A 21,261-nucleotide genomic window follows, 5' to 3' on the forward strand; every position below is an offset into this window, starting at 1 on the left:
ACGCAATGTGGCCCTCAGACCCTCGTCACGCCACCCGTTTCCAGATGAACAAGGTGTTCCGAGGCAACGCTAATCTGTTAGATGAACTCAACCCCGCACCACGCTCTCGACCCCTGCCGCGATCTCCAGCAGCTTGCGGTCCTGGCCGCCGGATTGCGCCAGCATCAGGCCGACCGGGACTTCGCCATGGCGATGCGCCGGCAGCGAGATCGCACAGCCGTCGATCATGTTGATGAAGGTACAGTTGCGCAAAGCGCGGATGTTCTCGCGAGCAAACGCCTGGTCGTCGGCGAGATCGGCAATCCTGGGCGGCGCGTTGGCGGTGGTCGGCATCACCAGCGCGTCGTAGGGCGCGATCCGCGCCGCGGCGCGCGTGACCAGCGAACGGCGGGCGTCGAGCATCTCGATGTAGTCGGGCACGGTGATCGCCTCGCCGCGCAGGATGCGGACCGATACGCGGGGATCGTAGACGTCGCCCTTGGCTGTGAGCAGGACGCGGTGCCAAGCGTAGCTCTCGGCGGCGGCAAAGCCACCCTTCGCGCCGATCATGCCGACGTCGAGAAATTCGGGGAATTCGATGCGCGCGATCAGTGCGCCCTGCTTCGCCAAGGTGTCCAATGCGCGTTCGAACGTCTGGGCGACCTCGGCATCGAGATCGTCGAGAACGACCGTGGTGGGCACCGCGAGCCGCAGGCCTTTCACGGGCCGCGATGCCAACGGCCGGATCGGCTCATCGGCCAGCACGGAATCCAGCACCGCGCAGCATGCGACGGTGTTCGCCAGCGGACCGAAGCTGTCGAGCGTGGACGACAGCGGCACGCCGCCGTCGAGCGGCACGCGCGCCTGGGTCGGCTTGAAGCCTGTGATGCCGTTGAAGGCTGCCGGGATGCGGCAGGAGCCACCGGTGTCGGTGCCGAGCGCGCCATAGGCCATGCGGTCGACGACGGACACCGCCGCGCCCGACGACGAGCCGCCGGGCACGTAGCCAACGTCGCGTTTCCAGGCGCTCTTCGGTGTGCCGTAATGCGGGTTGATGCCGATGCCGGAATAGGCGAACTCGGTCATGTTGGTGCGGCCGATCACGACGAAGCCGGCCCGGCGCAGCCGCGCCACCGCGGGCGCATCCGCCTCGGCCGGCGCGGAATCCTCCAGCGCCCGCGAGCCGGCGCGGGTCACCTGGCCCTTGATGTCGAACAGATCCTTGATCGAGACGGGAATGCCGGCATAGGGCGACGGCGCGGCCCCCGCCTTGCGCAGCGCGTCCATGCCGTCGGCCGCCGCAAGCGCCGCCTCCTTGTCGACATGGATGAAGGCGCGCTGGCCTTCGCCGGCCGGATCGGCGATGCGGGCGAGACAGGCCTCGACGAGCTTGCGGGACGTGGTGCGGCCGGCGGCAAGATCGCCGGCCAGCATGGCCAGGGTCGGATTTGAAACGGTCATGGCGTCCTATTGCATGTCTGCGGCATCGGCCGCGATATCCAGATCGAGCAGTGCGGAACTCAGCGATTTGCCATGCGCATCGAGCGCCAGCGAGCGGGTGACACCGCCGCCGAGCGCCCGGCTCATCACGAAATTCAGCGCCGCAATGTTGGGCAGCTCATAGCGGACCACCTCGCCCTGGACAATGCCGGCAAAGTGCGCCCTGACCCGCTCCGCCGTCACTTGCGCAACCAGCAGCGGATAGTCCTTGGCGTCATAGGCGATGACGGAGATGTTCGAGGTGTCCCCTTTGTCGCCGGTCCGGGAATGGGCAATGTCGCGCAGCTTCATCTCGTCTCCGATCCTACGCGCCGCATCAAAGACCAATTTTCATCAGGCGGCAATTGCCGTCCCCGGCACCTCTGCGCTTGCCGGAGAGCTGCATGCGCGGCGTGATGGACCGTTGACGCATCCGCGCCAAATGGCGCATCACATCCGGCAAATGAGCGGGCGACGGAGCCCGCCTGACGGGAGGATCGATCCGGATGGCCGAGCCGATGCGCGCACGTCCCAAGCCGACACCGGAGACGCAGCATTTCTGGGACGGCACCAAAGCCGGCGAGCTGCGGCTGCAGCGCTGCGACGCCTGCGCCCACGTCTATTTCCCGCCGCGCCCGTTCTGTCCGGCCTGCGCCAGCCGCAAGGTCAGCGTGTTCAAGGCCTCGGGGAAAGGCACGCTGTACAGCTATGTGATCAACCATCGTCCGGCCGCGCCCGGCTTTACGCCGCCCTACGCGATCGCCGTGGTGGCGCTGGAGGAAGGCCCGCGCATGATGAGCAACATCACCGGCTGCCCGCAGACCCCCGAGGCGCTCGAACTCGACATGCCGCTCGAAGTCACCTTCGAGCCGCTCGACGAGCAAATCACCCTGCCTTTGTTCCGGCCGGCGAAAGTATAACGCCATGCGTCGAAACCAGGTTGCCGTGGTCGGCGCCGCCGAGACCACCGAGCTCGGTGTCATCCCGACGATGTCGCAGATCCAGCTGCATGCCGACGCGGCGCTGAACGCGATTGCTGATGCCGGTCTCAAGCTCTCGGACATCGACGGCTTCGCCACTGCGGTCGAGACGCCGCAGCAGATCTGCCACTATCTCGGCATCACGCCGACCTGGGTCGACGGCACCTCGGTCGGCGGCTGCTCGTTCATGCTGCATGTCCGGCACGCCGCCGCGGCGATCGAAGCCGGGCTGTGCAAGACGGTGCTGATCACCCATGCCGAGAGCGGCCGGTCGATGATCGGCAAGCTGCCGCGCTCGATCGCGCCTGACAGCCTGCAGGGCCAGTTCGAGGCGCCGTTCGGCGTGTACGGGCCGCCCAGCATGTTCCCGATTCCCGTGCTGCGCTTCATGAAGACCTACGGCATCACCCATGAGCAGCTCGCGATGGTGGCCGTGGTGCAGCGCGAATGGGCGGCAAAAAATCCGCGCGCGATGATGAAGGAGCCGATCACGGTCGATGACGTCCTGAACTCGCGCATGATCGCCTATCCGTTCCGGCTCTTGCAATGCTGTCTCGTCACCGATGGCGGCGGCGCGCTGATCCTGACCTCGGCCGACCGCGCCAAGGATTTTCCGCAGAAGCCGGTCTACATTCTCGGCACCGGCGAGAGCGTGGAGACGCCGATGGTCAGCCAGATGGAGACGTTCAACTCGTCGCGCGCCTTCAAGGTGGCAGGTCCCCTCGCCTTCAAGGAAGCCGGCATCAGCCATGCCGACGTCGATCATCTCATGATCTACGACGCGTTTGCGCATCTGCCGCTGTTCGGGCTCGGCGATCTCGGCTTCATGCCGCATGAGGAAACAGGGCCGTTCATCGCCGCCGGGCACACCAGGCCGGGGGGCAAGCTGCCGCTCAACACCAATGGCGGCGGCCTGTCCTACATGCATTCGGGCATGTACGGCATGTATGCACTGCAGGAGAGCGTGCGCCAGATGCGCGGCATCGCGCCGGCACAGGTGCCGGGCGCAAAGATTTCCGTGTGCCACGGCGTCGGCGGCATGTTCGCCGCGTCGGGAACGATCATCTTCACGAACGAAAGGTAACAACGCTCGTCATTCCGGGCGCTCTCTTCTCCGTCACGACGTCCTGACTGCGCGGCGATCGCATATGATGATGTAAATTGGATTTGGGCTTTCTCCACGCCGTCATGGCCGGGCTTGTCCCGGCCATCCACGTCGGTCGGCAAACTGGGACGGACGTGGATGGCCGGGACAAGCCCGAGCATGACGACGCAGAGACAGCGTCGCGAAACACTCAGATCGTCATATGCGATTGCCAGCGACCAGCGGGCGAACCAGGTTCACACATCACGTTGAGGAAACCGTCATGACCAAATCGCTTCAAGACAAAGTCGTCATCGTCACCGGCGCCGGCCGCGGCATTGGCCGGGAGATCGCGCTGCTATGCGCCGCCGAAGGCGCCAAGGTCGTGGTCAACGATCCCGGCGTTGCGTCCGACGGCTCCGGCACCAGCGCCGCGCCCGCGGAAGAGGTCGTCGAGGAGATCCGGAAGCACGGCGGCACAGCGGTGGCGAATTTCGAGAGCGTGTCCGAGGCGATCCCGGCCAGCAAGATCGTGAAGGCCGCGACCGACCATTTCGGCAGGCTCGACGGCGTCGTCAACAATGCCGGCATCCTGCGCGACATGATCTTCCACAAGATGAGCATCGAGGCCTTCGAGGCGGTCATCAAGGTGCATCTGATGGGCTCGTTCTACGTCGCCCACTCCGCGGCGCGGCTGTTCCGCGAGCAGGAGAGCGGCTCCTTCGTCCACTTCACCTCGACCTCGGGCCTGATCGGCAATTTCGGCCAGGCCAATTACGCCGCCGCCAAGCTCGGCATCGTCGGCCTGTCGAAGTCGATCGCGCTCGACATGGGGCGCTTCAATGTCCGCTCCAATTGCGTGTCGCCATTTGCCTGGAGCCGCATGATCGGCACCATCCCGGCCGAGACCGAGGCCGAGAAGGAGCGCGTCGAGCGGATGAAGCGGATGGGGCCGGAGAAGATCGCGCCTGTCGTCGCCTATCTCCTGAGCGATGCCTCGAAGGACGTCACCGGCCAGATCTTCGCGGTGCGCATGAATGAGATCTTCCTGATGGGCCAGTCGCGTCCGCTGCGTTCGGTGCACCGCGGCGAAGGCTGGACGCCGCAGACCATCGCCGAACACGCGATGCCGGCGCTGAAGCCGTCATTCTACAAGCTCGATCGTTCGGCGGACGTGTTCGGCTGGGATCCGATCTGACATTGCAGCGCGCAAAAACGCCGCTTGCAGTGCACACCATCTGAAGTTGTTTTTTGTCTAAACGACCCGCTGACCGCCACGATTTTGTCGTAGGATCGCCTCCCAACAAGAAACTGGGAGGACACCATGACAAATCCACGACACGACATCGCACAGGATTCGCCGGCCGGAGCTGACGGCTTCGACCGGCGCAGGCTGCTCAAGGGCGTCGCAGGCTTTGCCGCGGCCGCCGCCGCCGTATCGCCCGCGCTTGCGCGTGATTTCGGCCCGCATGCGGAACCGCAGCGTTATCCCGATCCCGACATCGTCGTGATCGACGAGAAGCGCTTCAAGGCCAAGGTCGGCAACACCACGATCAAGCGCCTGTTCACCGGCTGCCTCTGGGCGGAAGGACCGGCCTGGAACACACAGGGCCAGTATCTCGTCTGGAGCGACATCCCGAACAATCGTCAGCTGCGCTATCTCGACGATGACGGCCACATCTCGCAGCAGTTCCGCAAGCCCTCCAACGAGTCGAATGGCAACACCTTCGACTATGAGGGACGCCAGATCACGGCCGAGCGCACGCGCCTCGTCCGCTTCGAGCACAATGGCACGGTGACCGTTCTGGCCGAAAAGGCCAATGACAAGCCGCTGAACGGCCCGAACGACATGGTCGTCAATCCCAATGACAAGTCGATCTGGTTCACCGATCCAGGCTACGGCTCGATCAACCTCTATGAGGGGCAGAACGTCCGCAACGGCTCCAACCAGCCGTTCCAGAAGGAGGCCGTGTACCGCGTCGACGCGCAGTCGGGCGCCATCACCAAGGTCGCCGACGAGCCGTTCAAGCCGAACGGCATCGCCTTCAGCCAGGACTACAAGAAGCTCTATGTCTGCGACACCGGCATCACGCATTATCCGAACGCCAAGAACGTGATCTGGCAGTACGACATCAATGGCGACAAGCTCGCCAACCCCAAGGCGTTCATCGACATGACCCTGGACGGCAAGTCGGGCTTCCCCGATGGCTTGCGGGTCGACATCGACGGCAACATCTGGGTCGGCGCCGGCTGGGTCGGCGAAGGCTATGACGGCGTCCACATCTTCGCGCCGGACGGCCAGCGCATCGGCCAGATCAAGCTGCCGGAGATCTGCGCCAATGTCTGCTTCGGCGGCAAGAAGCGCAATCGCCTGTTCATGACCGCGAGCCAGTCGCTCTATGCGGTCTATGTCGAGACGCAGGGCGCGCATATCTGCTGATGAGCGAATAAAGAGAGGCGAATAGCGAATGGGGAGTAGCGAATAGTGAGACCTATTCGCTACTCGCTGTTCGCTACTCGCATTATCCCGTATTTCTGAGACCGGCCGAGATGCCGTTGATCGTCAGCTGGATTCCGCGCAGCACCTGCTCGTCCGGATTCTGCGCGCGGTGCTCCTTCAACAGCTCGACCTGCACATGGTTGAGCGGATCGAGATAAGGAAAACGGTTGCGCACCGAGCGCTCCAGCAGCGGGTTGCCCTGCAGCAGACGCTCCTGCCCCATGATGTCGAGCAATGTCTCGATCGCAAGATGCCATTCACGGCGGATGCGGCCGAAGATCTTCTCGCGCAGTGCCTCGTCGGGCACCAGCTCGGCATAGCGCGAGGCGATCGCGATCGAGCTCTTGGCGAGCACCATGTCCATGTTCGACAGGAGCATGCGGAAGAACGGCCATTCCTGATAGAGCTCGCGCAGGAACGGCATACCCTGCTCCGGATTCTCCGCGATCCAGGTCTCCACCGCGCTGCCGAAGCCATACCAGCCGGGCAGCATCAGCCGGCATTGCGCCCAGGAGAACACCCAGGGGATCGCGCGCAGGTCCTCGATTGCGCGGGTCTTCTTGCGCGACGCCGGACGGCTGCCGATGTTGAGCGTCGCGATCTCGTTGATGACGGTCGAGGCCCAGAAATAGTCGACGAAGCCGTCGGTCTCGTAGACCAGGCCGCGATAGGCCTTGAAGGCGAGCTCGGAGAGCCGGTCCATCGCGGTCAGATATTCGCGCTTCGGCGCCGGCTGGCGCGGATGCAGCAGGCTGGCTTCCAGGGTCGCGGCGGCGAGAATTTCGAGATTGTTGCGGCCGACCTCGGCATTCGAATATTTGCTGGAGATGATCTCGCCCTGCTCGGTGATGCGGATCTGACCGTTCACGGCGCCACCGGGTTGGGCGATGATGGCGTCATAGCTGGGGCCGCCGCCGCGGCCGACCGAGCCGCCGCGGCCGTGGAACAGCCTGAGCCGGATGCCGTGGCGCTCAAAGATCTCGACGAGGCCGATCTCGGCCTTGTACAGCTCCCAGCCGGAGGTGACGAAGCCACCGTCCTTGTTGCTGTCGGAATAGCCGAGCATGACCTCCTGGACGGCGCCGCGGCTGTCGACCAGGCGGCGATAATCGTGCAGCGCCAGCATCCGGTCCATGATGCCGCTGGAGGCCTGCAGATCCTCGATGGTCTCGAACAGCGGCACGATGTTGACGGCGCAGCGGCCGGACGGATCGATCAGGCCGACTTCCTTGAGCAGCAGAGCGGCCTCGAGCATGTCGGACATGCCCTTGCACATAGAGATGATGCATTGCGAAATCACGTCGGCGCCGAAGGTGGCGTGAGCCTCGGCGGCGGCGCGGAACAGTTCGAGCTCGCCGACCGTCTCGTCGCTATATTTGACGAACTGCGACACCAGCGACCGGGTATTGCGCAGCTCGCTGACCAGGAGCCCGACCCGCGCATCCTCGCTGAGCGCCATGTAGGACATACCGGGCATGGCGGTATCGATCAGCTCGGCGACCGTGCGCTCGTGCACCGTCGAGTTCTGCCGGATGTCGAGCCGCGCCAGATGGAATCCGAAACAGTCCACCGCGCGCCGCAACAGCCGCAGCCGGCCGCGCGCGATCACCTCGGCATTGTTGGCGATCAGCGAGCGGTGCAGCACGTCGAGATCGTCCTGGAACTGCTTGACGCTGTCATAGGGCGCACCCGCCCCCACGGGCAGCCGGCTGATCTGGATGCCGAGCTTCTTCGCCGTCGCCGCCAGCCGGGCATAGATGCCGGACACCGCCAGACGATAGGGCTCGCCGCTGCGGTGGGGGGAGGTGTCGGGCGAGCGTTCAGCCAGCGCGCGCAGCTCCTCGGAGACATCGGCGAGATGCGCCGCGATCGACAGCTCGCCGCCGAGCAGATGCAGCTCCTCGAGGTAATAATGCAGCGCGAGGCTGGATTGCAGCTTCAGCGTTCCGCGCATCACCTCGGCGGTCACGAACGGATTTCCATCGCGGTCGCCGCCGATCCAGCTGCCCATGCGCAGGAAGGAGGCGAGATCACCCGCGACCTCGGCGCCGTCATTGAGCCGATCCTCCAGCGAACACAGCAGCCGCGGCACCTCGCGCAGGAAGGTGTAGTCGTAGAACGACAGTCCGTTGGTGACCTCGTCGAGCACCGTCAGCTTGGTCCGGCGCAACAAATTGGTCTGCCACAGGGTCAGCACCGCGCGGCGCAGCGCCTCGTCATTGGCCTCGCGCTCGTCCGGCGTGAGTTGCATCCGCTCGCGGCGGTCGAGCAGCATGGCAACTTCCATCTCGCGGTCCATCGTGCTCTTGCGCCGCACCTCGGTCGGGTGCGCGGTCAGGACGGGACTGACGAGCGCGGTCGAGAAGAACTTGCGCAGGTCGGCGGCCTCGAAGCCGGCGGATTTGGCATGGGCGAGCGTGGCCGCCAGCATGCCCGCGCCGCCATTGGCGTCGCTCCTGGCGCGCATGCGGCGGATATTGTTCTGATCTTCGGCGATGTTGGCGAGATGCGAGAAATAGCTGAAGGCGCGCACGATGCGGACGGTTTCAGCAATCGTCATGCCGTCGAGGATCTGTTCCAGCTCACGCCTGGCCTGACGGTCCTCGTCGCGGTGAAAGCGCACCGAGGTCTGGCGGATGCGCTCGACGAGATCGAAGACGTCGGCCCCCTCCTGGTCGCGCACGGTGTCGCCGAGAATGCGGCCGAGCAGCCGGATATCGTCCCGGAGGCGGGCATCCTCCTCCATGGCCTGGGCGTCAGCAGCGCGACTGGGCCGGATGTCCTCGGACGGCATGGTTTGCGGCGACATGGATGATCTCTCCAGCTGCTGCCCATTTAGGGGTCAGTCTGCCGTATCTGTACCGCAGCGCAAGATCAAGAAAGAGGCGTCGCCTGCCTTATTCGATGCTGATGTCGTCCTCTCGCGATGGGGCGCGCAACATTGCGTCAGATCTGACGTCCTGCCTGCTCCCAATAGGGATCGCGCAACCGCCGTTTGAAGATCTTGCCGGAATCCTCGCGCGGCAATTTATGCTGGATTTCGATGTGCTTGGGCACCTTGTAATCGGCCAGCGAGGCCTTGAGCCGGGTCCTGATCTCCACCGGGTCCAGCTCCAGACCGGGCTGCGGCTCCACCACGGCCATCAAGGCTTCGCCGAACTCGGCATCCGGAATGCCGAACACCGCGCAATCATGCACGCCGGGCACGGCGTGCAGCACCGCCTCGATCTCGGCCGGATAGATGTTGACGCCGCCGGAGATCACCATGTCGCGCTTGCGATCGCACAGGAACACGTAGCCCTCGGCGTCGATGTAGCCGACATCGCCCGAGGTGATGAAGCCGTCGCGGTCGATCTCGGCGCGCTTCTCCGGCTTGTTGTGATAGGTAAAATCCGGGTTGCCGGCGATGCGCGAATAGATCTCGCCGATCTCACCCTGCGGCAGGATGCGGCCGTCCTCGCCGACGAAGCGCAGCTCCGCCCCCGGCGAGACCTTGCCCACGGTGCCCGGCTTCCTCAGCGCGTCCTCGGAGGTCGCGAAGGTGACCGCGCCTGATTCGGTCGATCCGTAGAACTCATAGAGCACCGGCCCCCACCAATCGATCATCGCGCGCTTGACATCGGCCGGGCACGGCGCCGCAGCATGAATGATATGGCGCAAAGACGACATGTCGTAGCGGCGGCGAACCTCCTCCGGCAGCCTCATCAGCCGGATGAACATCGTCGGCACCATGAAGATGGTGTCGATCCGTTCCGCCTGGATGATGTCGAGAAACGCCTCCGGCTCGAAGCGCGGCATCAGCACCAGCGCGCCGCCGAGCCGGCCCGCGCGTAAGCCGAAGGCATTCGGCGCCGAATGATACAGCGGCCCCGGCAGCAGCGCGCGCGAGCCGGGCTTCAGCCCATAGATCAGCGCCCGCATCCGTTCCGCCGATTCCGCCTGCTCTGCCGTCGGCGCGTTGCGGCGCACGCCCTTGGGATGCCCGGTCGTGCCGGACGTGTAGATCATGTTCTGCGGCTGCGGCACCTGTGGACCGTCATAGGGGCTTTGCTGCGCGAGCCAGCTCTCCTGCGCGATGGCAGATTCCGGCGTCGCGAGCAGATGCGCATCGATCCGATAGGTCGACAGGATCTCCGGCGGCGTGGTCACGCTGAGAACGGTGAGACCTGCGGGTATCAGCCCGGCGAGCTGATGCAGCAGGTCGGCATGGCCGATCAGCACCTTGGTTCCGGAATCGTTCAGGATGTAGTCGATCTCCTCCGGCTTGAAGTGCCAATTGACCGGCACGCCATAGGCGCCGAGCCGCATCGCGCCATAGGCCGCCTCGATGAAGGCGATGTCGTTGCGCATGAGAATGCAGACGCAGTCGCCCTGGCCCACGCCGAGCTTCGCCAGACCGCTGGCGATCCGCGCCGCGCGATCGGCGATGTCGGCATGGCTGCGGCGGCGATCGCCGGAGATGATGCCGCAGAACAAAGAGGACGTTTCCATTTTCTTTTTATCCGATCTGGCGTCGGTTCAACTTCAACACGGGGGCGATGCCTCGCATCCCCCCGTGAATGACCGTGTGAAGCAATGACCCGGTCAATCCGTGAATTTCGGTGTACGCTTCTCGATGTTGGCACGCACCGATTCCAGCTGGTTCGGGCTGCCGATCAGCTTCTGCTGCTCGACGGATTCCGCGAGCAGCGCCGGGCCCGGATCGACCGAGAGATTGTTCAGCATCCGCTTGGCGGCGCGGATCGCATCCGGATTCTTGCCGGCGATCTCACGCGCGGTCTCCAGCGCCGCCGCGCGCGGATCGGCGCAGATGCGCGTGACGAGGCCGTAGGACTGCCCCTCCTCCGGCGAGAACACCCGGCCGGTATAGGTCAGCTCGCGCAGAACGTCGTCGCGCATCAGCGTCGCGAGGATCGGCGTGCCGGCCATGTCAGGCACGAGCCCCCATTTGATCTCCATGATCGACATCTTGGTATCCGGCGCGACGTAGCGCATGTCGGCCCCGAGCGCGAGCTGGAAGCCGCCGCCATAGGCGACGCCATGCACCGCAGCAATCACCGGCACCGGCAATTGCCGCCAGCCCCACACGGCCTGCTGGGCGAAATTGGCCTTGCCATGGGTGCGAACGGTGAGATCGCGTTTCTCGCCGCCCGGAATACCATTGCCGCCGGACTCCTTCATCGCGGCAAAGCGCCCCATATCGAGCCCGGCGCAGAAGGCCCGGCCCTCGCCGGACAGCACCACCGCCCGCAGGCCCTTCTCCTTTGACAACCGTTCGGTGGCCGCCACCAGCGCCTCGAACATCTCCATGTCCAGCGCATTCATCTTGTCGGCGCGAACCAGCCGAACATCGGCGACGCCGTCCTTGATCTCGATCGCGAGGCGGTTGTCCATGGAGCGGTCTCCCTACGGATGTCTTTGTGACTTTACAGAAGGCTGTCGGAGCGATTTAGTCAATCGACCAATTAACTCACAAGATGTCAGGCGGAAACTCCCATGTTCAAGGACAATCTCCTCGAAGGTCGACGCATTCTGGTGACCGGCGGCGGCACCGGCCTTGGCAAGGCGATGGCCGCACGCTTCCTGCAATTGGGCGCAGAGGTGCATATTTGCGGCCGGCGGAAAATCGTCTGCGACGAGACCGCGACAGAGCTGATGGACCTCTACGGCGGACGTGTCACCAGCCACGGCGTCGACATCCGCAATGCGATGGCTGTCGAGGAGATGATCGAGGCCATCTTCCAGGAAGGCGGCCTCACCGATCTCGTCAACAACGCTGCCGGCAACTTCATCTCCCGCACCGAGGAATTGAGCCCGCGCGGCTTCGATGCCGTCGCCAACATCGTCATGCACGGCACGTTCTACGTGACGCATGCCGTCGGCAAGCGCTGGATCGCCGCGAAGCAGCCCGGCAACGTGGTGTCGATCACGGTGACCTGGGTGCGCAACGGCTCGCCCTATGTCGTGCCCTCGGCGATGAGCAAATCGGCGATCCACGCCATGACGATGTCGCTCGCCACCGAATGGGGCCGCTACGGCATCCGCCTCAACACCATCGCGCCCGGCGAAATCCCGACCGAAGGCATGAGCAAGCGCATCAAGCCCGGCGACGAGGCCGGTGCGCGGACCAAGGCGATGAACCCGATGGGCCGCGTCGGCACCATGGAGGAGTTGCAGAACCTCGCGGTGTTCCTGATCTCCGGCGGCTGCAACTGGATCAACGGCGAAACCATCGCGATGGACGGCGCCCAGGCGCTGGCGATGGGTGGCAATTTCTATCAGCTGCGCGACTGGAGCGATGACGACTGGACCAAGGCCAAGGAGTCGATCAAGGCGCAGAACGAGAAGGACCGCGCGACCCGCACGAGCTGACGGCGCAACCCGCTGTTGATCGGCGGTGATCGCGTTGTAGGCTGATGTTCGCCTCGGCTCGCGCCGGGGCGAGGACGACACGGCGAAGAACAAACAACAAGACACAATCGGAGGGGAAACATGTCCGTCACGACGGCAGCGTCGACGCTCGTCGATGTCGTGCGCAACCAGGCGCACAGGCTGGGCTCCATGACCACCTACGAGTTCGAAGGTCGTGTCACGAGCTTTGCCGCGTTCGACCGCAAGACCAACCAGGTCGCCCGCGCACTGAAAGCGCTGGGCCTCCAGCCAGGCGAGCGGATCGCCTATTTCGGCAAGAACAGCGACATCTATTTCGAGCTGCTGGTCGGGGCCATGAAGGCCAATGTGGTGATGGCGCCGGTCAATTGGCGGCTCGCCGGTCCGGAGGTCGCCTTCATCGTCGAGGACTGCAAGGCGCCGGCCCTGTTCGTCGGGCCCGAGTTCATCACCATGATCCGCAACATCCGCGACCAGATCCCGAGCGTCCGGCACATCATCGCCACCGAGGGCGGCGCGCCGGACTGGCAGGATTACACGCCTTGGCGCGACGCGCAGAGCGCGGATGATCCTGACGTCGTGATCACGCCGAAGGATATCGCGCTGCAGCTCTACACCTCGGGCACGACGGGCAAGCCGAAGGGCGCGATGCTGTCGCATGCGAACTTCCTCAATCTGGTCAATACCGGCAATCCCGAAGACAAGCCCGACTGGAACAAATGGTCGACCGAGGACGTGTCGCTGATCGCGATGCCGATCTTCCACATCGGCGGCTCCGGCTGGGGCCTGATGAGCCTCTATCACGGCGCCCGCGGCGTCATCGCGCGCGAGTTCGATCCGACCAAGATCCTCGATTTCTTCGAGCAGTCCGGCATCACCAAGCTGTTCATGGTGCCCGCCGCGATGCAGTTCGTGGTGCGGCAGCCGCGGGCGCGCGAGGTGGATTTCTCGCGGCTGAAATACATGCTGTACGGCGCCTCGCCGATTCCGGCGGCGCTCCTGAAGGAATGCATCGACGTCTTCAAATGCGGCTTTGTGCAGATGTACGGCATGACCGAGACCACCGGCACCATCATCGCGCTGCCGCCCGAGGACCACGTCGAGGGCCTCGAGCGGATGCGCTCGGCCGGCAAGCCGCTGCCGGGCGTCGAGGTCGCGATCATCGATCCACTCGGCAACCCATTGCCGCCACGCGAGGTCGGCGAGATCGCCACCCGCTCCGGCTCCAACATGGCCGGCTACTGGAATCTGCCGGAGGCGACCGCGCGCACGCTCGGCAAGGACGGCTGGCTGCGCACGGGTGACGCCGGCTACATGGACGAGGACGGCTACGTCTACATCCACGACCGCATCAAGGACATGATCATCTCCGGCGGCGAGAACATCTATCCGGCGGAGGTCGAGAGCGCGATCTGCGATCACCCCGACGTGGCCGAGGCCGCCGTGATCGGCATCCCCGACGACAAATGGGGCGAGGCCGTCAAGGCCATCGTCGTGATGAAACCGGGCAAGCGCGCCACCGCGACCGACATCATCAATTTCACCCGCACCCGCATTGCCGGCTTCAAGACCCCGAAGACTGTCGACTTCCTCGACGCCTTGCCGCGCAATCCCTCCGGCAAGATTCTGCGGCGAAACCTGCGCGACCCGTATTGGGCGGGCAAGGACCGGCAGGTGAATTGAACGCCGAGAGCGCCGAGAGAATGTAGAGAACGCACTGTCTCTCCGCCGTCATTGCGAGGCGCCCTTGCGCCGAAGCAATCCAGGGCCGCGCACGCCGCCCTGGATCGCGGCGCCGCGTTCGCGATGACGACGCACCAATCAAGACCGCCTCACCTCTTGTTCGCCCCCATGTAGCCGAACAGGAAGCCTGCCACCTTGCGCATCTGAATCTCCTCGCTGCCCTCGGTGATGCGATAGCGGCGGTGGTGGCGATAGATGTGCTCGAACGGCTTGTGGCGCGAATAGCCCATGCCGCCATGGACCTGGATGGCGCGGTCCGCCGCCTCGCAGCACAGGCGGTTAGCCCAGTAATTGCACATCGAGACCTTGTCGGAGAGCGTGTGCTCCACCTGCGCCTGGGTGAGCTGGTCCATCTCCCAGGCAGTCTTGCGGATCAGCAGCCGCAGCATCTCGGCCTGGGTCGCCAGCTCCACCAGCGGCCATTGGATCGCCTGGTTCTCGGCCAGCGCCTTGCCGAACGGCTTGCGCTCACGCGCGTAGTTCACGCTCTCATTGATACAGAACACCGCGGCGCCGAGCGAGCTCGCCGCCTGCCGGATGCGGTTCTCGTGCACGAAGCATTGCGCCAGCGACAACCCCCGCCCGACCTCGCCAAACAGCGCATCCTCAGGTACGAACACATCGGTGAAGCTGACGCGGGGATGATCGGTCGGCATGTTGAAGGTCCAGAGATACTCCTCGACCTTCACCCCTTCCGCCTTGGCCGGCACGAGAAAGCAGGTGATGCCGCGCGCATCGCCGTCATTGCCCGAGGTGCGCGCGAACAGCGCACAATGGGTGGCGACATGCATCCCCGTCGTCCACATCTTCTCGCCATTGATCAGCCAGCCCTTGACGTTGTCACGGGTCGCAGGCTCCGCTTTGGTCTCCATATGTGTCGCGTCCGAGCCGTGATGCGGCTCGGTCAGGCCGAAGGTGATGCGGTACTTGCCGGTGATCGAGCCGTCGATCATCGCTTTCTGGTCGTCGCGGCCATAGCGGTCGAGCATGGTGACGATCGGCAGATTGCCGACGATCGAATGCTCGTTCTGCAGGTCGTTGTGCAGGCCGAGGCCCTTCGATGCGAAATGCTCGCGGATCACGGCCATCCAGAGGTTCGAGCCGTCCTTGCCGCCATAGCGCTTCGGGATTGCAAAGCGTAGATGGCCGGCCGCATCGGCACGGTCCTTGGCCTTGCGCAGCAATTGCTCCCATTCATGCCGCGGCAGACCGCCATTCTCGAAATCGGTGCGCGCCCATTCGCGGCGATGATCGAAGAAGCGGATGTTGTCGTCGACCTCCTCCAGCGGCTTGATCTCGGCGGCGATGAAGCGGTCGAGCTCGTCGAGATAGGCGACCAGTTCCTTCGGCAAGGAAAAATCCATGGCGTGTCTCCCTGTGCGTGTTGTTGTTGTTCGTTATCTTGGTCGGCGCACCTTCCGGCCATGTGCTTGTGGCGCGCAGCGCGGTTGCGTATTTGGATGACCGCGAATGCCGCGCAGCCGCTAAGCTCGCGCAGGGCTGCCAATCATCGGAAAACAGGAGGAACGGACGATGGAGCTGAAATACGCGAAGATCACGCGCAAGGGTCCGGTCACGATCGTCACGCTGGCCCGGCCCGAGGTCTACAACGCGCTGCATATCGAGGCGCATTACGAGCTCGAGCGCGTGTTCGATGCCTTCGCCGCCGATCCCGAACAGTGGGTCGCGATCGTCACCGGCGAGGGCGACAAGGCGTTCTGCGCCGGCAACGACCTCAAATGGCAGGCGGCCGGCGGCGCGCGCGGCTGGGGCAAGAGCGGCTTTGGCGGACTGACCTCGCGCTTCGACTGCGACAAGCCGCTGATCGCGGCCGTCAATGGCGTCGCGATGGGCGGCGGCTTCGAGATCGCGCTGGCCTGCGACCTGATCATCGCCGCCGAGAATGCGACCTTCGCTCTGCCCGAGCCGCGCGTCGGCCTTGCCGCGCTCGCGGGCGGCCTGCAGCGGCTGCCGCGCCAGATCGGCATGAAGCGCGCGATGGGCATGATCCTGACCGGCCGCCATGTCGGGGCGCGCGAGGGTCACGAGCTCGGCTTCGTCAACGAGGTGGTGCCGCAGGGCGAGGCGCTGGCCGCCGCTGAGCGCTGGGCGGAGACGATCGCCAAGAACTCGCCGATGTCGATCCGCGCCTCCAAGCAGGCGATCGAGAAGGGCCTCGCGGTGTCGCTGCAGCAGGCGATCACCGAGCAGCGCGACTACCCGGCGGTGCAGGCGATGATCCATTCGCAGGATTATATCGAGGGCCCGAAGGCATTCTCGGAAAAGCGGCCGCCGAACTGGCTGGGGCGGTGAGCTCCAATGACGTTCGTCATTCCGGGATGCGCCGTCTGGCGCAGGCCCGGAATTCATAACCACGATCGGACGTCTGGATTCCGGGCTCGCGACTGCGTCGCGCCCCGGAATGACGAAGCCTTTGTTTGCGACGGTGCCGCCTCGTCCACCGCCGTCATTGCGAGCGAAGCGAAGTAATCCAGACTCCCACCGCCGAGGCAGTCTGGATTGCTTCGTCGCTTGCGCTCCTCGCAATGACGGCGGAGAGTTAGGCGTCATTCCGCCCCCTTCCCGCCTCGCGCTTGTAGGACGCATAGTTCGGCTGATCGACGGCGAGCTTGTCGAGCGTGGTCTGCCAGAGGTGGTCCTTCAGGCCCGGGGTCTCGAGACCAACGATGCCGCTGGCGATCTGCGCAGCAAGCGCTCGATTGAGTTCGAGCAAATCACCATCCTGTCCCAGCAGTTGCTTCAGCCGCGCGAGCTCCTCCGCTTCCGCCGGCAACGCCTGTGTCAGCTGCCGCACCACGAGATCGAGGGCGTTGATACCGACGCGCAGCTTGAACGCCTGGTGGCCCGCGATCAGCGGCGCGATGTCGGTGCGCAGGAAATCCGCCACGGCCTGCACCAGTTCGGTCGGCGTCGGTTCGTCCTGCATCAGCCCTCTCCTCGCGGCGCCAACAACCGCAACAGGTCGATCTCCGTTTCCGACGCGCGCCGGCCGATCATCGCGCGCTCCATCGAGTGGTCGGGACCCAGGCGAAACCGCTGCATCATGCCGCAGCACATCACGCCCCAGCGCAACGTGCCCATCACTTCCCAGAACTTCACCCTGTCAGGATCGACGTTACGCCCTGTGGCTTCGTAGCCGGCGAACAGGTCCTCGCGGGAGCCGAAGCCGCCGACCGGCTTGTCGATCTCGCCAAAGCGCCAGGAATTGACGCAGATCCAGCCGAGATCCTCCATCGGATCGCCGAGATGGGCGAGTTCCCAATCGAGCACCGCGCGCACCCCGTCGGGACCGATAATGAGATTGCCGTTGCGGAAATCGCCATGCACCAGCGTCACCTCTTCCGAGGGGCCGGGATCGTTCTGCGACAGCCAGCGCAGCGCCAGATCGAACACCGGGCGCGGCCAGTCGAAGCTGCGCGACTCGCGCGCGAGCTCCGCGATCTCCCTGGTCGTGGTCATCTCGCGCAAGGACGGCAGCGCCTCGCGCGCGATGCCGTGGATCCTGGCGGCAATGCCGCCGAGCTGGCGCGCAAGACGAGGCCGCGCATCGGCATATTCGGCATCGCGCAGGATCTTGCGCGCGATGGTCTCGCCGTCGACCCGGCGCATGATGAAGCCGGTGCCGAGATCATCCTTCGGCGTCAGCACGTGCAGCACCTCGGGCGACGGCACGCTGGCCGCATGCGCGAGCCGCATCAAGGCCGCCTCATTGTCGAGCCCGGCAGCGCGGCCGGGCGCTGCACCATAGCCCCTCGGCGAGCGGCGCAGGATGGCGCCGATCGCGCCATCAGGATGCATGATGTCGAAGCGCCACGTCTCCTGGCTGGCGCCGCCGGAAAGCTTTGCGGCGCCGCGCACGCCGGTCGCCCCCGGCATGAACGCGGCGACGCAGCGGGACAGTTCGGTCTCGATCATTGGCCCTTGAACTTGGCGGGACGCTTTTCGAGGAACGCGGTGACGCCCTCCTTGAAATCGGCGGTCGCGCCCGCGATGCGCTGGGACTGGAACTCCTCGTTGAGCTGCTCCTCGAACGAGTTCTCCGGGCTCTCCCAATACAGACGGCGGATCTGCGCCAGCGCCACCGTCGGACCGTTGGCAAGCTCATGGGCGATTTTCATCGTCTCGTCCTTCAGCGCGGCGTCGTCATACAGGCGGTTGACGAGACCCCATTGCAGCGCGGTCTCGGCCGGCAGCTTCTCGCCGAGCAGCGACAGCTCGATGGCGCGCGCCTTGCCGACGAGACGCGGCAGCAGCCATGTCGAGCCGCAATCCGGCACCAGGCCGATGCGGCGGAAGGCCTGCAGGAAGTAGGCCGACTTCGCGCACAGGATCATGTCGCCCATCAGGGCGAAGCTCATGCCGGCGCCGGCGGCCGGGCCGTTCACGGACGTCACGATCGGGCAATGCAGGTTGCGCAGACGGCGCAGGAACGGATGAAAGGCGGTCTCGAGCGCGGCGCCCGCATTGCTGCGGCCCGGCTTGGCCTGCGCATTGCGGCCCTGCAGATTGGCCCCGGTGCAGAACGCGCGTCCCGCCCCCGTCACCACCAGGCAGCGCACCTCCGCTTTTCTCTCCTCGATCTCGTCGAGTGCCTCGGCAAGGCCGCCGAGCATGTCGATCGAGACCGCGTTCATCACCTCCTGATGGTCGAGGGTGAGGACGGCAACGGGTCCGTCGAAATCGAGCGTGACGTGCTTGAACTGCATGGTTTCCTCTCAATGGCTTTTGGAGCGCTGCATTCTTCGCGGCGGAAATTCGAAGCGCAGCCTGGTTCGTGCAGCATATTTGATTTTTGCGCTTCGCTTGTCCATGGTTGCGTCATCCAAATAACCAAGCGGCGCGATGCGCGCTGACATCATCACGGAAACGCCAAAGAGAACAATCATGACCATGTTCGATCTCACCGGCCGTGTGGCCGTCGTCACCGGCGGCAATGGAGGCATAGGCCTCGGCATCGCTCAGGCACTTGCGTCCAGTGGCTGCAACGTCTCGATCTGGGGACGCAACGCCGAGAAGAACAAGGCAGCTGCGGCCTCGATGGCCGCAGGGCCCGGCAAGGTCGACACGCGCATCTGCGATGTCACCAGCCCCGCCTCCGTGGCGGAGGCGATGAAGGCGACGCTCGACACGTTCGGCCGCGTCGACGGCTGCTTCGCCAATGCGGGCATCGGCGGCGGCGGCCGCAAGCCCTTCATCGAGCGCAGCGAGGAGGAGTGGCGTACGATGTTCGCCACCAATCTCGACGGCGTCTTCCACGCCTTCCAGGCGGCGGCCAAGCACATGACCGCGCGCGCCGAAGCCGGCGATCCGTTCGGCCGGCTGGTTGCGACCTCGAGTCTCGCCTCGCTGTTCGGCACCGCGCGCAACGAGCACTACGCCGCCACCAAGGCAGCCATCAACGCACTGTGTCGGGCGCTCGCAGTCGAGCTCGCGCGCTATGGCGTCACCGCGAATGCGATCCTGCCGGGCTGGATCAAGAGCGACATGACCGCAGGCATCATGGGCAACGAGAAGTTCGTCGCCAATGTCATGCCGCGCATCCCGGTGCGACGCTTCGGCGAGCCGTCGGATTTCGGCGGCATCGCCGTGTACCTCATGAGCAAGGCGTCGTCCTACCATACCGCCGACTGCTTCGTGATCGACGGCGGCTATACCGCCTTCTGACCCGCCCCGGCGCAAGGTGGACCGGCGCGCCGGTCCACGAAACCCGGGTTTGTTCCCGTCTCATATTCCAAGATTTCCGAAATTTAATCCGGTTTCAGGTGCCACGCCCCCGTGACCCCCGCGTTGTCACACATCACATGACGGAGAGAATTCCAAGGGGAAGGACGCCATGAAGCGCGGTGCGACGGTTTTGGCCTGTGTGTCTGCCCTGGCTGTGGCCGGTTACTTTGCGATGGCCAAATGGGGCATCCAGCACGAGAGCCGGGAGTTCTACGATGCAGCGCGGCAGCGGCCGATCAACGTCGATATCGCCGTGCGCAAGGACTACGAGATGAAGGCCAATGCCGGGCTGTGGCGACTGCCGGTCGCGGTCATCTCGAACGGCAACACCGTCAAGAACACCGAGTACTCCTTCCTCGCTAACGTCTTTGCCGCCCGCGGCTACCTCGTGGCCAGCGTGCAGCAGGACCTGCCGACCGATCCGCCGCTGGTCACCAAGGTCGGACTGCCTTATGTCGGCCGGCTCGACGTCTACAAGAAAGGCGAGGCCAACATCCTCTGCGTCTTGAACGAAATGAAGCAGCGCCATCCCAACGCCGATTATGATCATCTGACCCTGGTCGGTCATTCCAATGGCGGCGACACCGCGATGTATTTCGCCAAGGAGCATCCCAACATCGTCTCCCAGGTCGTGACGCTGGACAATCTGCGCGTACCTTTCGTTGTCAGGGACAAGCTCAAGATCCTGTCGTTCCGCTCAGACGATCCGCAGTTCAAGACCGACCCGGGCGTGCTGCCCTCGCAGGTCGGAGCCAAGAGCGGCATCGACATCATCAAGACCGGGTTCCAGCACACCTGGATGAGCGATCGCGGCCCCTATACGGCGCGGGAGCGCATCCAGGCGACGCTGGACAAATATCTCGGTGGCGAGACCACGAGCGAGCTGGCGCCGGCTGATACGGATAATCTGATCGTAACCAACGCCGCGGCGGCGCTGCCGTGACGAGGTAAGCCGGGCCTTGCCGGTTCGAGACTGCCGGGTACCGACGGCTCAAAATATAAGGGGCGACCGCGCCAACGCGGCCGCCCCTTAGCGCTCAGTCCTGCGGCTTCTTCGCGGGTGGGCCGTTCTTGTTGCCCGGCATGCCCTTGATGTTCGACGTGTCCTGATTGCTGACGTCCGGGTTGTGACGGTTGAACGTAGTGGAGGACCCAACCGTGCCGGATTCGGTCGCCGCAGGTCCGTTCTTGTTGCCGGGGGCGCCTTGGATGCCGGCGCCGGAATTCTGCGCGCTCGGTGGCGTGGTGGTCTGCTGCTGCGTGCCTTGGGCATGAGCCGAACTGGCCGAGACGACGAACGCACAGGCGATCAGGCTGATTATTCGCTTCATGGCGCGACCTCCATTTGTAGTTGCTGTGCT

General features: G+C 64.8%; 20 protein-coding genes. 9 read left to right on the forward strand and 11 right to left on the reverse strand.

Features of this window, described 5'->3' with window-relative positions; genetic code table 11:
- Positions 1-87: 87 nt before the first annotated feature.
- Positions 88-1,440 (reverse strand): amidase, encoded by a 1,353-nt coding sequence (locus tag ACVIJ6_RS35535; RefSeq protein WP_456776550.1) that lies wholly within the window; start codon positions 1,438-1,440, stop codon positions 88-90.
- A 6-nt stretch (positions 1,441-1,446) separates the two neighbouring features.
- Positions 1,447-1,770, reverse strand: a complete 324-nt coding sequence (locus ACVIJ6_RS35540) for an AtuA-related protein (RefSeq protein WP_456776551.1) — start codon at positions 1,768-1,770, stop codon at positions 1,447-1,449.
- 194 nt (positions 1,771-1,964) lie between these two features.
- Here ACVIJ6_RS35540 and ACVIJ6_RS35545 point away from each other — a divergent pair, with 194 nt between their 5' ends.
- From ACVIJ6_RS35545 to ACVIJ6_RS35560, 4 genes are all read left to right on the forward strand, one after another.
- Complete coding sequence (locus tag ACVIJ6_RS35545; RefSeq protein ID WP_456776552.1) at positions 1,965-2,378, forward strand: Zn-ribbon domain-containing OB-fold protein; 414 nt, start codon at positions 1,965-1,967, stop codon at positions 2,376-2,378.
- A gap of 4 nt (positions 2,379-2,382) precedes the next feature.
- Positions 2,383-3,522 carry a thiolase C-terminal domain-containing protein gene (locus tag ACVIJ6_RS35550; protein WP_456776553.1) on the forward strand — a complete coding sequence of 380 codons (1,140 nt, stop codon included), beginning with the start codon at positions 2,383-2,385 and terminating at the stop codon, positions 3,520-3,522.
- 283 nt (positions 3,523-3,805) lie between these two features.
- Positions 3,806-4,720, forward strand: coding sequence for an SDR family oxidoreductase (locus tag ACVIJ6_RS35555; protein ID WP_456776554.1), 915 nt, complete (start codon positions 3,806-3,808; stop codon positions 4,718-4,720).
- Positions 4,721-4,846: 126 nt separating this feature from the next.
- Positions 4,847-5,962 carry an SMP-30/gluconolactonase/LRE family protein gene (locus tag ACVIJ6_RS35560; RefSeq protein ID WP_456776555.1) on the forward strand — a complete coding sequence of 372 codons (1,116 nt, stop codon included), beginning with the start codon at positions 4,847-4,849 and terminating at the stop codon, positions 5,960-5,962.
- Between the two features lie 82 nt (positions 5,963-6,044).
- Here the strand turns inward: ACVIJ6_RS35560 and ppc are convergent, their stop codons facing one another.
- The 3 genes from ppc to ACVIJ6_RS35575 form a co-directional block, all read right to left on the reverse strand.
- Positions 6,045-8,831, reverse strand: coding sequence for a phosphoenolpyruvate carboxylase (gene ppc, locus ACVIJ6_RS35565; RefSeq protein ID WP_456776556.1), 2,787 nt, complete (start codon positions 8,829-8,831; stop codon positions 6,045-6,047).
- A 137-nt stretch (positions 8,832-8,968) separates the two neighbouring features.
- Positions 8,969-10,513, reverse strand: coding sequence for an acyl-CoA synthetase (locus ACVIJ6_RS35570; protein WP_456776557.1), 1,545 nt, complete (start codon positions 10,511-10,513; stop codon positions 8,969-8,971).
- 93 nt (positions 10,514-10,606) lie between these two features.
- Entirely contained in the window at positions 10,607-11,416 is an 810-nt protein-coding gene (locus ACVIJ6_RS35575; RefSeq protein ID WP_456776558.1) for a crotonase/enoyl-CoA hydratase family protein, read from the reverse strand.
- 102 nt (positions 11,417-11,518) lie between these two features.
- On the opposite strand from ACVIJ6_RS35575, the gene ACVIJ6_RS35580 reads away from it, so the two are divergent.
- Together ACVIJ6_RS35580 and ACVIJ6_RS35585 are read left to right on the forward strand one after the other, a co-directional pair.
- Entirely contained in the window at positions 11,519-12,394 is an 876-nt protein-coding gene (locus tag ACVIJ6_RS35580; RefSeq protein ID WP_456776559.1) for an SDR family oxidoreductase, read from the forward strand.
- A gap of 120 nt (positions 12,395-12,514) precedes the next feature.
- On the forward strand, positions 12,515-14,095 hold the full coding sequence (locus ACVIJ6_RS35585) for a fatty acid--CoA ligase (protein WP_456776560.1): 1,581 nt from the start codon (positions 12,515-12,517) through the stop codon (positions 14,093-14,095).
- 149 nt (positions 14,096-14,244) lie between these two features.
- Here the strand turns inward: ACVIJ6_RS35585 and ACVIJ6_RS35590 are convergent, their stop codons facing one another.
- Positions 14,245-15,519, reverse strand: a complete 1,275-nt coding sequence (locus ACVIJ6_RS35590) for an acyl-CoA dehydrogenase family protein (protein ID WP_456776561.1) — start codon at positions 15,517-15,519, stop codon at positions 14,245-14,247.
- 169 nt (positions 15,520-15,688) lie between these two features.
- Between ACVIJ6_RS35590 and ACVIJ6_RS35595 the strand changes: the two genes are divergently transcribed.
- The gene (locus tag ACVIJ6_RS35595; protein ID WP_456776562.1) at positions 15,689-16,468 is read left to right on the forward strand and encodes an enoyl-CoA hydratase-related protein; all 780 of its coding nucleotides are present in this window, start codon (positions 15,689-15,691) and stop codon (positions 16,466-16,468) included.
- A 247-nt stretch (positions 16,469-16,715) separates the two neighbouring features.
- On the opposite strand, the gene ACVIJ6_RS35600 is transcribed toward ACVIJ6_RS35595, so the two are convergent.
- Genes ACVIJ6_RS35600 through ACVIJ6_RS35615 form a run of 4 tightly spaced genes read right to left on the reverse strand, consistent with a single transcriptional unit; the run spans position 16,716 to position 19,068 of the window.
- Positions 16,716-17,102, reverse strand: coding sequence for a DUF6285 domain-containing protein (locus ACVIJ6_RS35600; RefSeq protein ID WP_456776563.1), 387 nt, complete (start codon positions 17,100-17,102; stop codon positions 16,716-16,718).
- Entirely contained in the window at positions 17,102-18,091 is a 990-nt protein-coding gene (locus tag ACVIJ6_RS35605; protein ID WP_456776564.1) for a phosphotransferase family protein, read from the reverse strand. The genes ACVIJ6_RS35600 and ACVIJ6_RS35605 overlap by 1 nt, the downstream gene beginning before the upstream one ends.
- Positions 18,088-18,882, reverse strand: a complete 795-nt coding sequence (locus ACVIJ6_RS35610) for an enoyl-CoA hydratase/isomerase (RefSeq protein WP_456776565.1) — start codon at positions 18,880-18,882, stop codon at positions 18,088-18,090. The genes ACVIJ6_RS35605 and ACVIJ6_RS35610 overlap by 4 nt, the downstream gene beginning before the upstream one ends.
- Positions 18,883-18,891: 9 nt before the next feature.
- Positions 18,892-19,068: a hypothetical protein gene (locus ACVIJ6_RS35615; RefSeq protein WP_456776566.1), complete on the reverse strand. Its 177-nt coding sequence runs from the start codon at positions 19,066-19,068 to the stop codon at positions 18,892-18,894.
- Here ACVIJ6_RS35615 and ACVIJ6_RS35620 point away from each other — a divergent pair.
- Both ACVIJ6_RS35620 and ACVIJ6_RS35625 read left to right on the forward strand, forming a co-directional pair.
- Entirely contained in the window at positions 19,061-19,840 is a 780-nt protein-coding gene (locus tag ACVIJ6_RS35620) for an SDR family NAD(P)-dependent oxidoreductase (protein ID WP_012043065.1), read from the forward strand. The two genes, ACVIJ6_RS35615 and ACVIJ6_RS35620, sit on opposite strands and share 8 nt — an antisense overlap.
- 169 nt (positions 19,841-20,009) lie before the next feature.
- Positions 20,010-20,843, forward strand: a complete 834-nt coding sequence (locus tag ACVIJ6_RS35625) for an alpha/beta hydrolase (protein WP_456776567.1) — start codon at positions 20,010-20,012, stop codon at positions 20,841-20,843.
- 94 nt (positions 20,844-20,937) lie between these two features.
- On the opposite strand, the gene ACVIJ6_RS35630 is transcribed toward ACVIJ6_RS35625, so the two are convergent.
- Positions 20,938-21,231, reverse strand: a complete 294-nt coding sequence (locus tag ACVIJ6_RS35630; protein WP_456776568.1) for a hypothetical protein — start codon at positions 21,229-21,231, stop codon at positions 20,938-20,940.
- Positions 21,232-21,261 lie beyond the last annotated feature (30 nt).

The sequence above is a fragment of the Bradyrhizobium sp. USDA 4369 genome (genome assembly GCF_054056435.1).

What these genes read in the sequence shown, in the direction of transcription:
- ACVIJ6_RS35590 (WP_456776561.1), bottom strand. Translation starts at nt 15,519, where the DNA reads ATGGATTTTTCCTTGCCGAAGGAACTGGTCGCCTATCTCGACGAGCTC.
- ACVIJ6_RS35615 (WP_456776566.1), bottom strand. Translation starts at nt 19,068, where the DNA reads ATGGTCATGATTGTTCTCTTTGGCGTTTCCGTGATGATGTCAGCGCGC.
- ACVIJ6_RS35580 (WP_456776559.1), top strand. Translation starts at nt 11,519, where the DNA reads ATGTTCAAGGACAATCTCCTCGAAGGTCGACGCATTCTGGTGACCGGC.
- ACVIJ6_RS35545 (WP_456776552.1), top strand. Translation starts at nt 1,965, where the DNA reads ATGGCCGAGCCGATGCGCGCACGTCCCAAGCCGACACCGGAGACGCAG.
- ACVIJ6_RS35610 (WP_456776565.1), bottom strand. Translation starts at nt 18,882, where the DNA reads ATGCAGTTCAAGCACGTCACGCTCGATTTCGACGGACCCGTTGCCGTC.
- ACVIJ6_RS35540 (WP_456776551.1), bottom strand. Translation starts at nt 1,770, where the DNA reads ATGAAGCTGCGCGACATTGCCCATTCCCGGACCGGCGACAAAGGGGAC.
- ACVIJ6_RS35570 (WP_456776557.1), bottom strand. Translation starts at nt 10,513, where the DNA reads ATGGAAACGTCCTCTTTGTTCTGCGGCATCATCTCCGGCGATCGCCGC.
- ppc (WP_456776556.1), bottom strand. Translation starts at nt 8,831, where the DNA reads ATGTCGCCGCAAACCATGCCGTCCGAGGACATCCGGCCCAGTCGCGCT.
- ACVIJ6_RS35560 (WP_456776555.1), top strand. Translation starts at nt 4,847, where the DNA reads ATGACAAATCCACGACACGACATCGCACAGGATTCGCCGGCCGGAGCT.
- ACVIJ6_RS35535 (WP_456776550.1), bottom strand. Translation starts at nt 1,440, where the DNA reads ATGACCGTTTCAAATCCGACCCTGGCCATGCTGGCCGGCGATCTTGCC.
- ACVIJ6_RS35625 (WP_456776567.1), top strand. Translation starts at nt 20,010, where the DNA reads ATGAAGCGCGGTGCGACGGTTTTGGCCTGTGTGTCTGCCCTGGCTGTG.
- ACVIJ6_RS35550 (WP_456776553.1), top strand. Translation starts at nt 2,383, where the DNA reads ATGCGTCGAAACCAGGTTGCCGTGGTCGGCGCCGCCGAGACCACCGAG.
- ACVIJ6_RS35600 (WP_456776563.1), bottom strand. Translation starts at nt 17,102, where the DNA reads ATGCAGGACGAACCGACGCCGACCGAACTGGTGCAGGCCGTGGCGGAT.
- ACVIJ6_RS35620 (WP_012043065.1), top strand. Translation starts at nt 19,061, where the DNA reads ATGACCATGTTCGATCTCACCGGCCGTGTGGCCGTCGTCACCGGCGGC.
- ACVIJ6_RS35555 (WP_456776554.1), top strand. Translation starts at nt 3,806, where the DNA reads ATGACCAAATCGCTTCAAGACAAAGTCGTCATCGTCACCGGCGCCGGC.
- ACVIJ6_RS35585 (WP_456776560.1), top strand. Translation starts at nt 12,515, where the DNA reads ATGTCCGTCACGACGGCAGCGTCGACGCTCGTCGATGTCGTGCGCAAC.
- ACVIJ6_RS35575 (WP_456776558.1), bottom strand. Translation starts at nt 11,416, where the DNA reads ATGGACAACCGCCTCGCGATCGAGATCAAGGACGGCGTCGCCGATGTT.
- ACVIJ6_RS35605 (WP_456776564.1), bottom strand. Translation starts at nt 18,091, where the DNA reads ATGATCGAGACCGAACTGTCCCGCTGCGTCGCCGCGTTCATGCCGGGG.
- ACVIJ6_RS35595 (WP_456776562.1), top strand. Translation starts at nt 15,689, where the DNA reads ATGGAGCTGAAATACGCGAAGATCACGCGCAAGGGTCCGGTCACGATC.
- ACVIJ6_RS35630 (WP_456776568.1), bottom strand. Translation starts at nt 21,231, where the DNA reads ATGAAGCGAATAATCAGCCTGATCGCCTGTGCGTTCGTCGTCTCGGCC.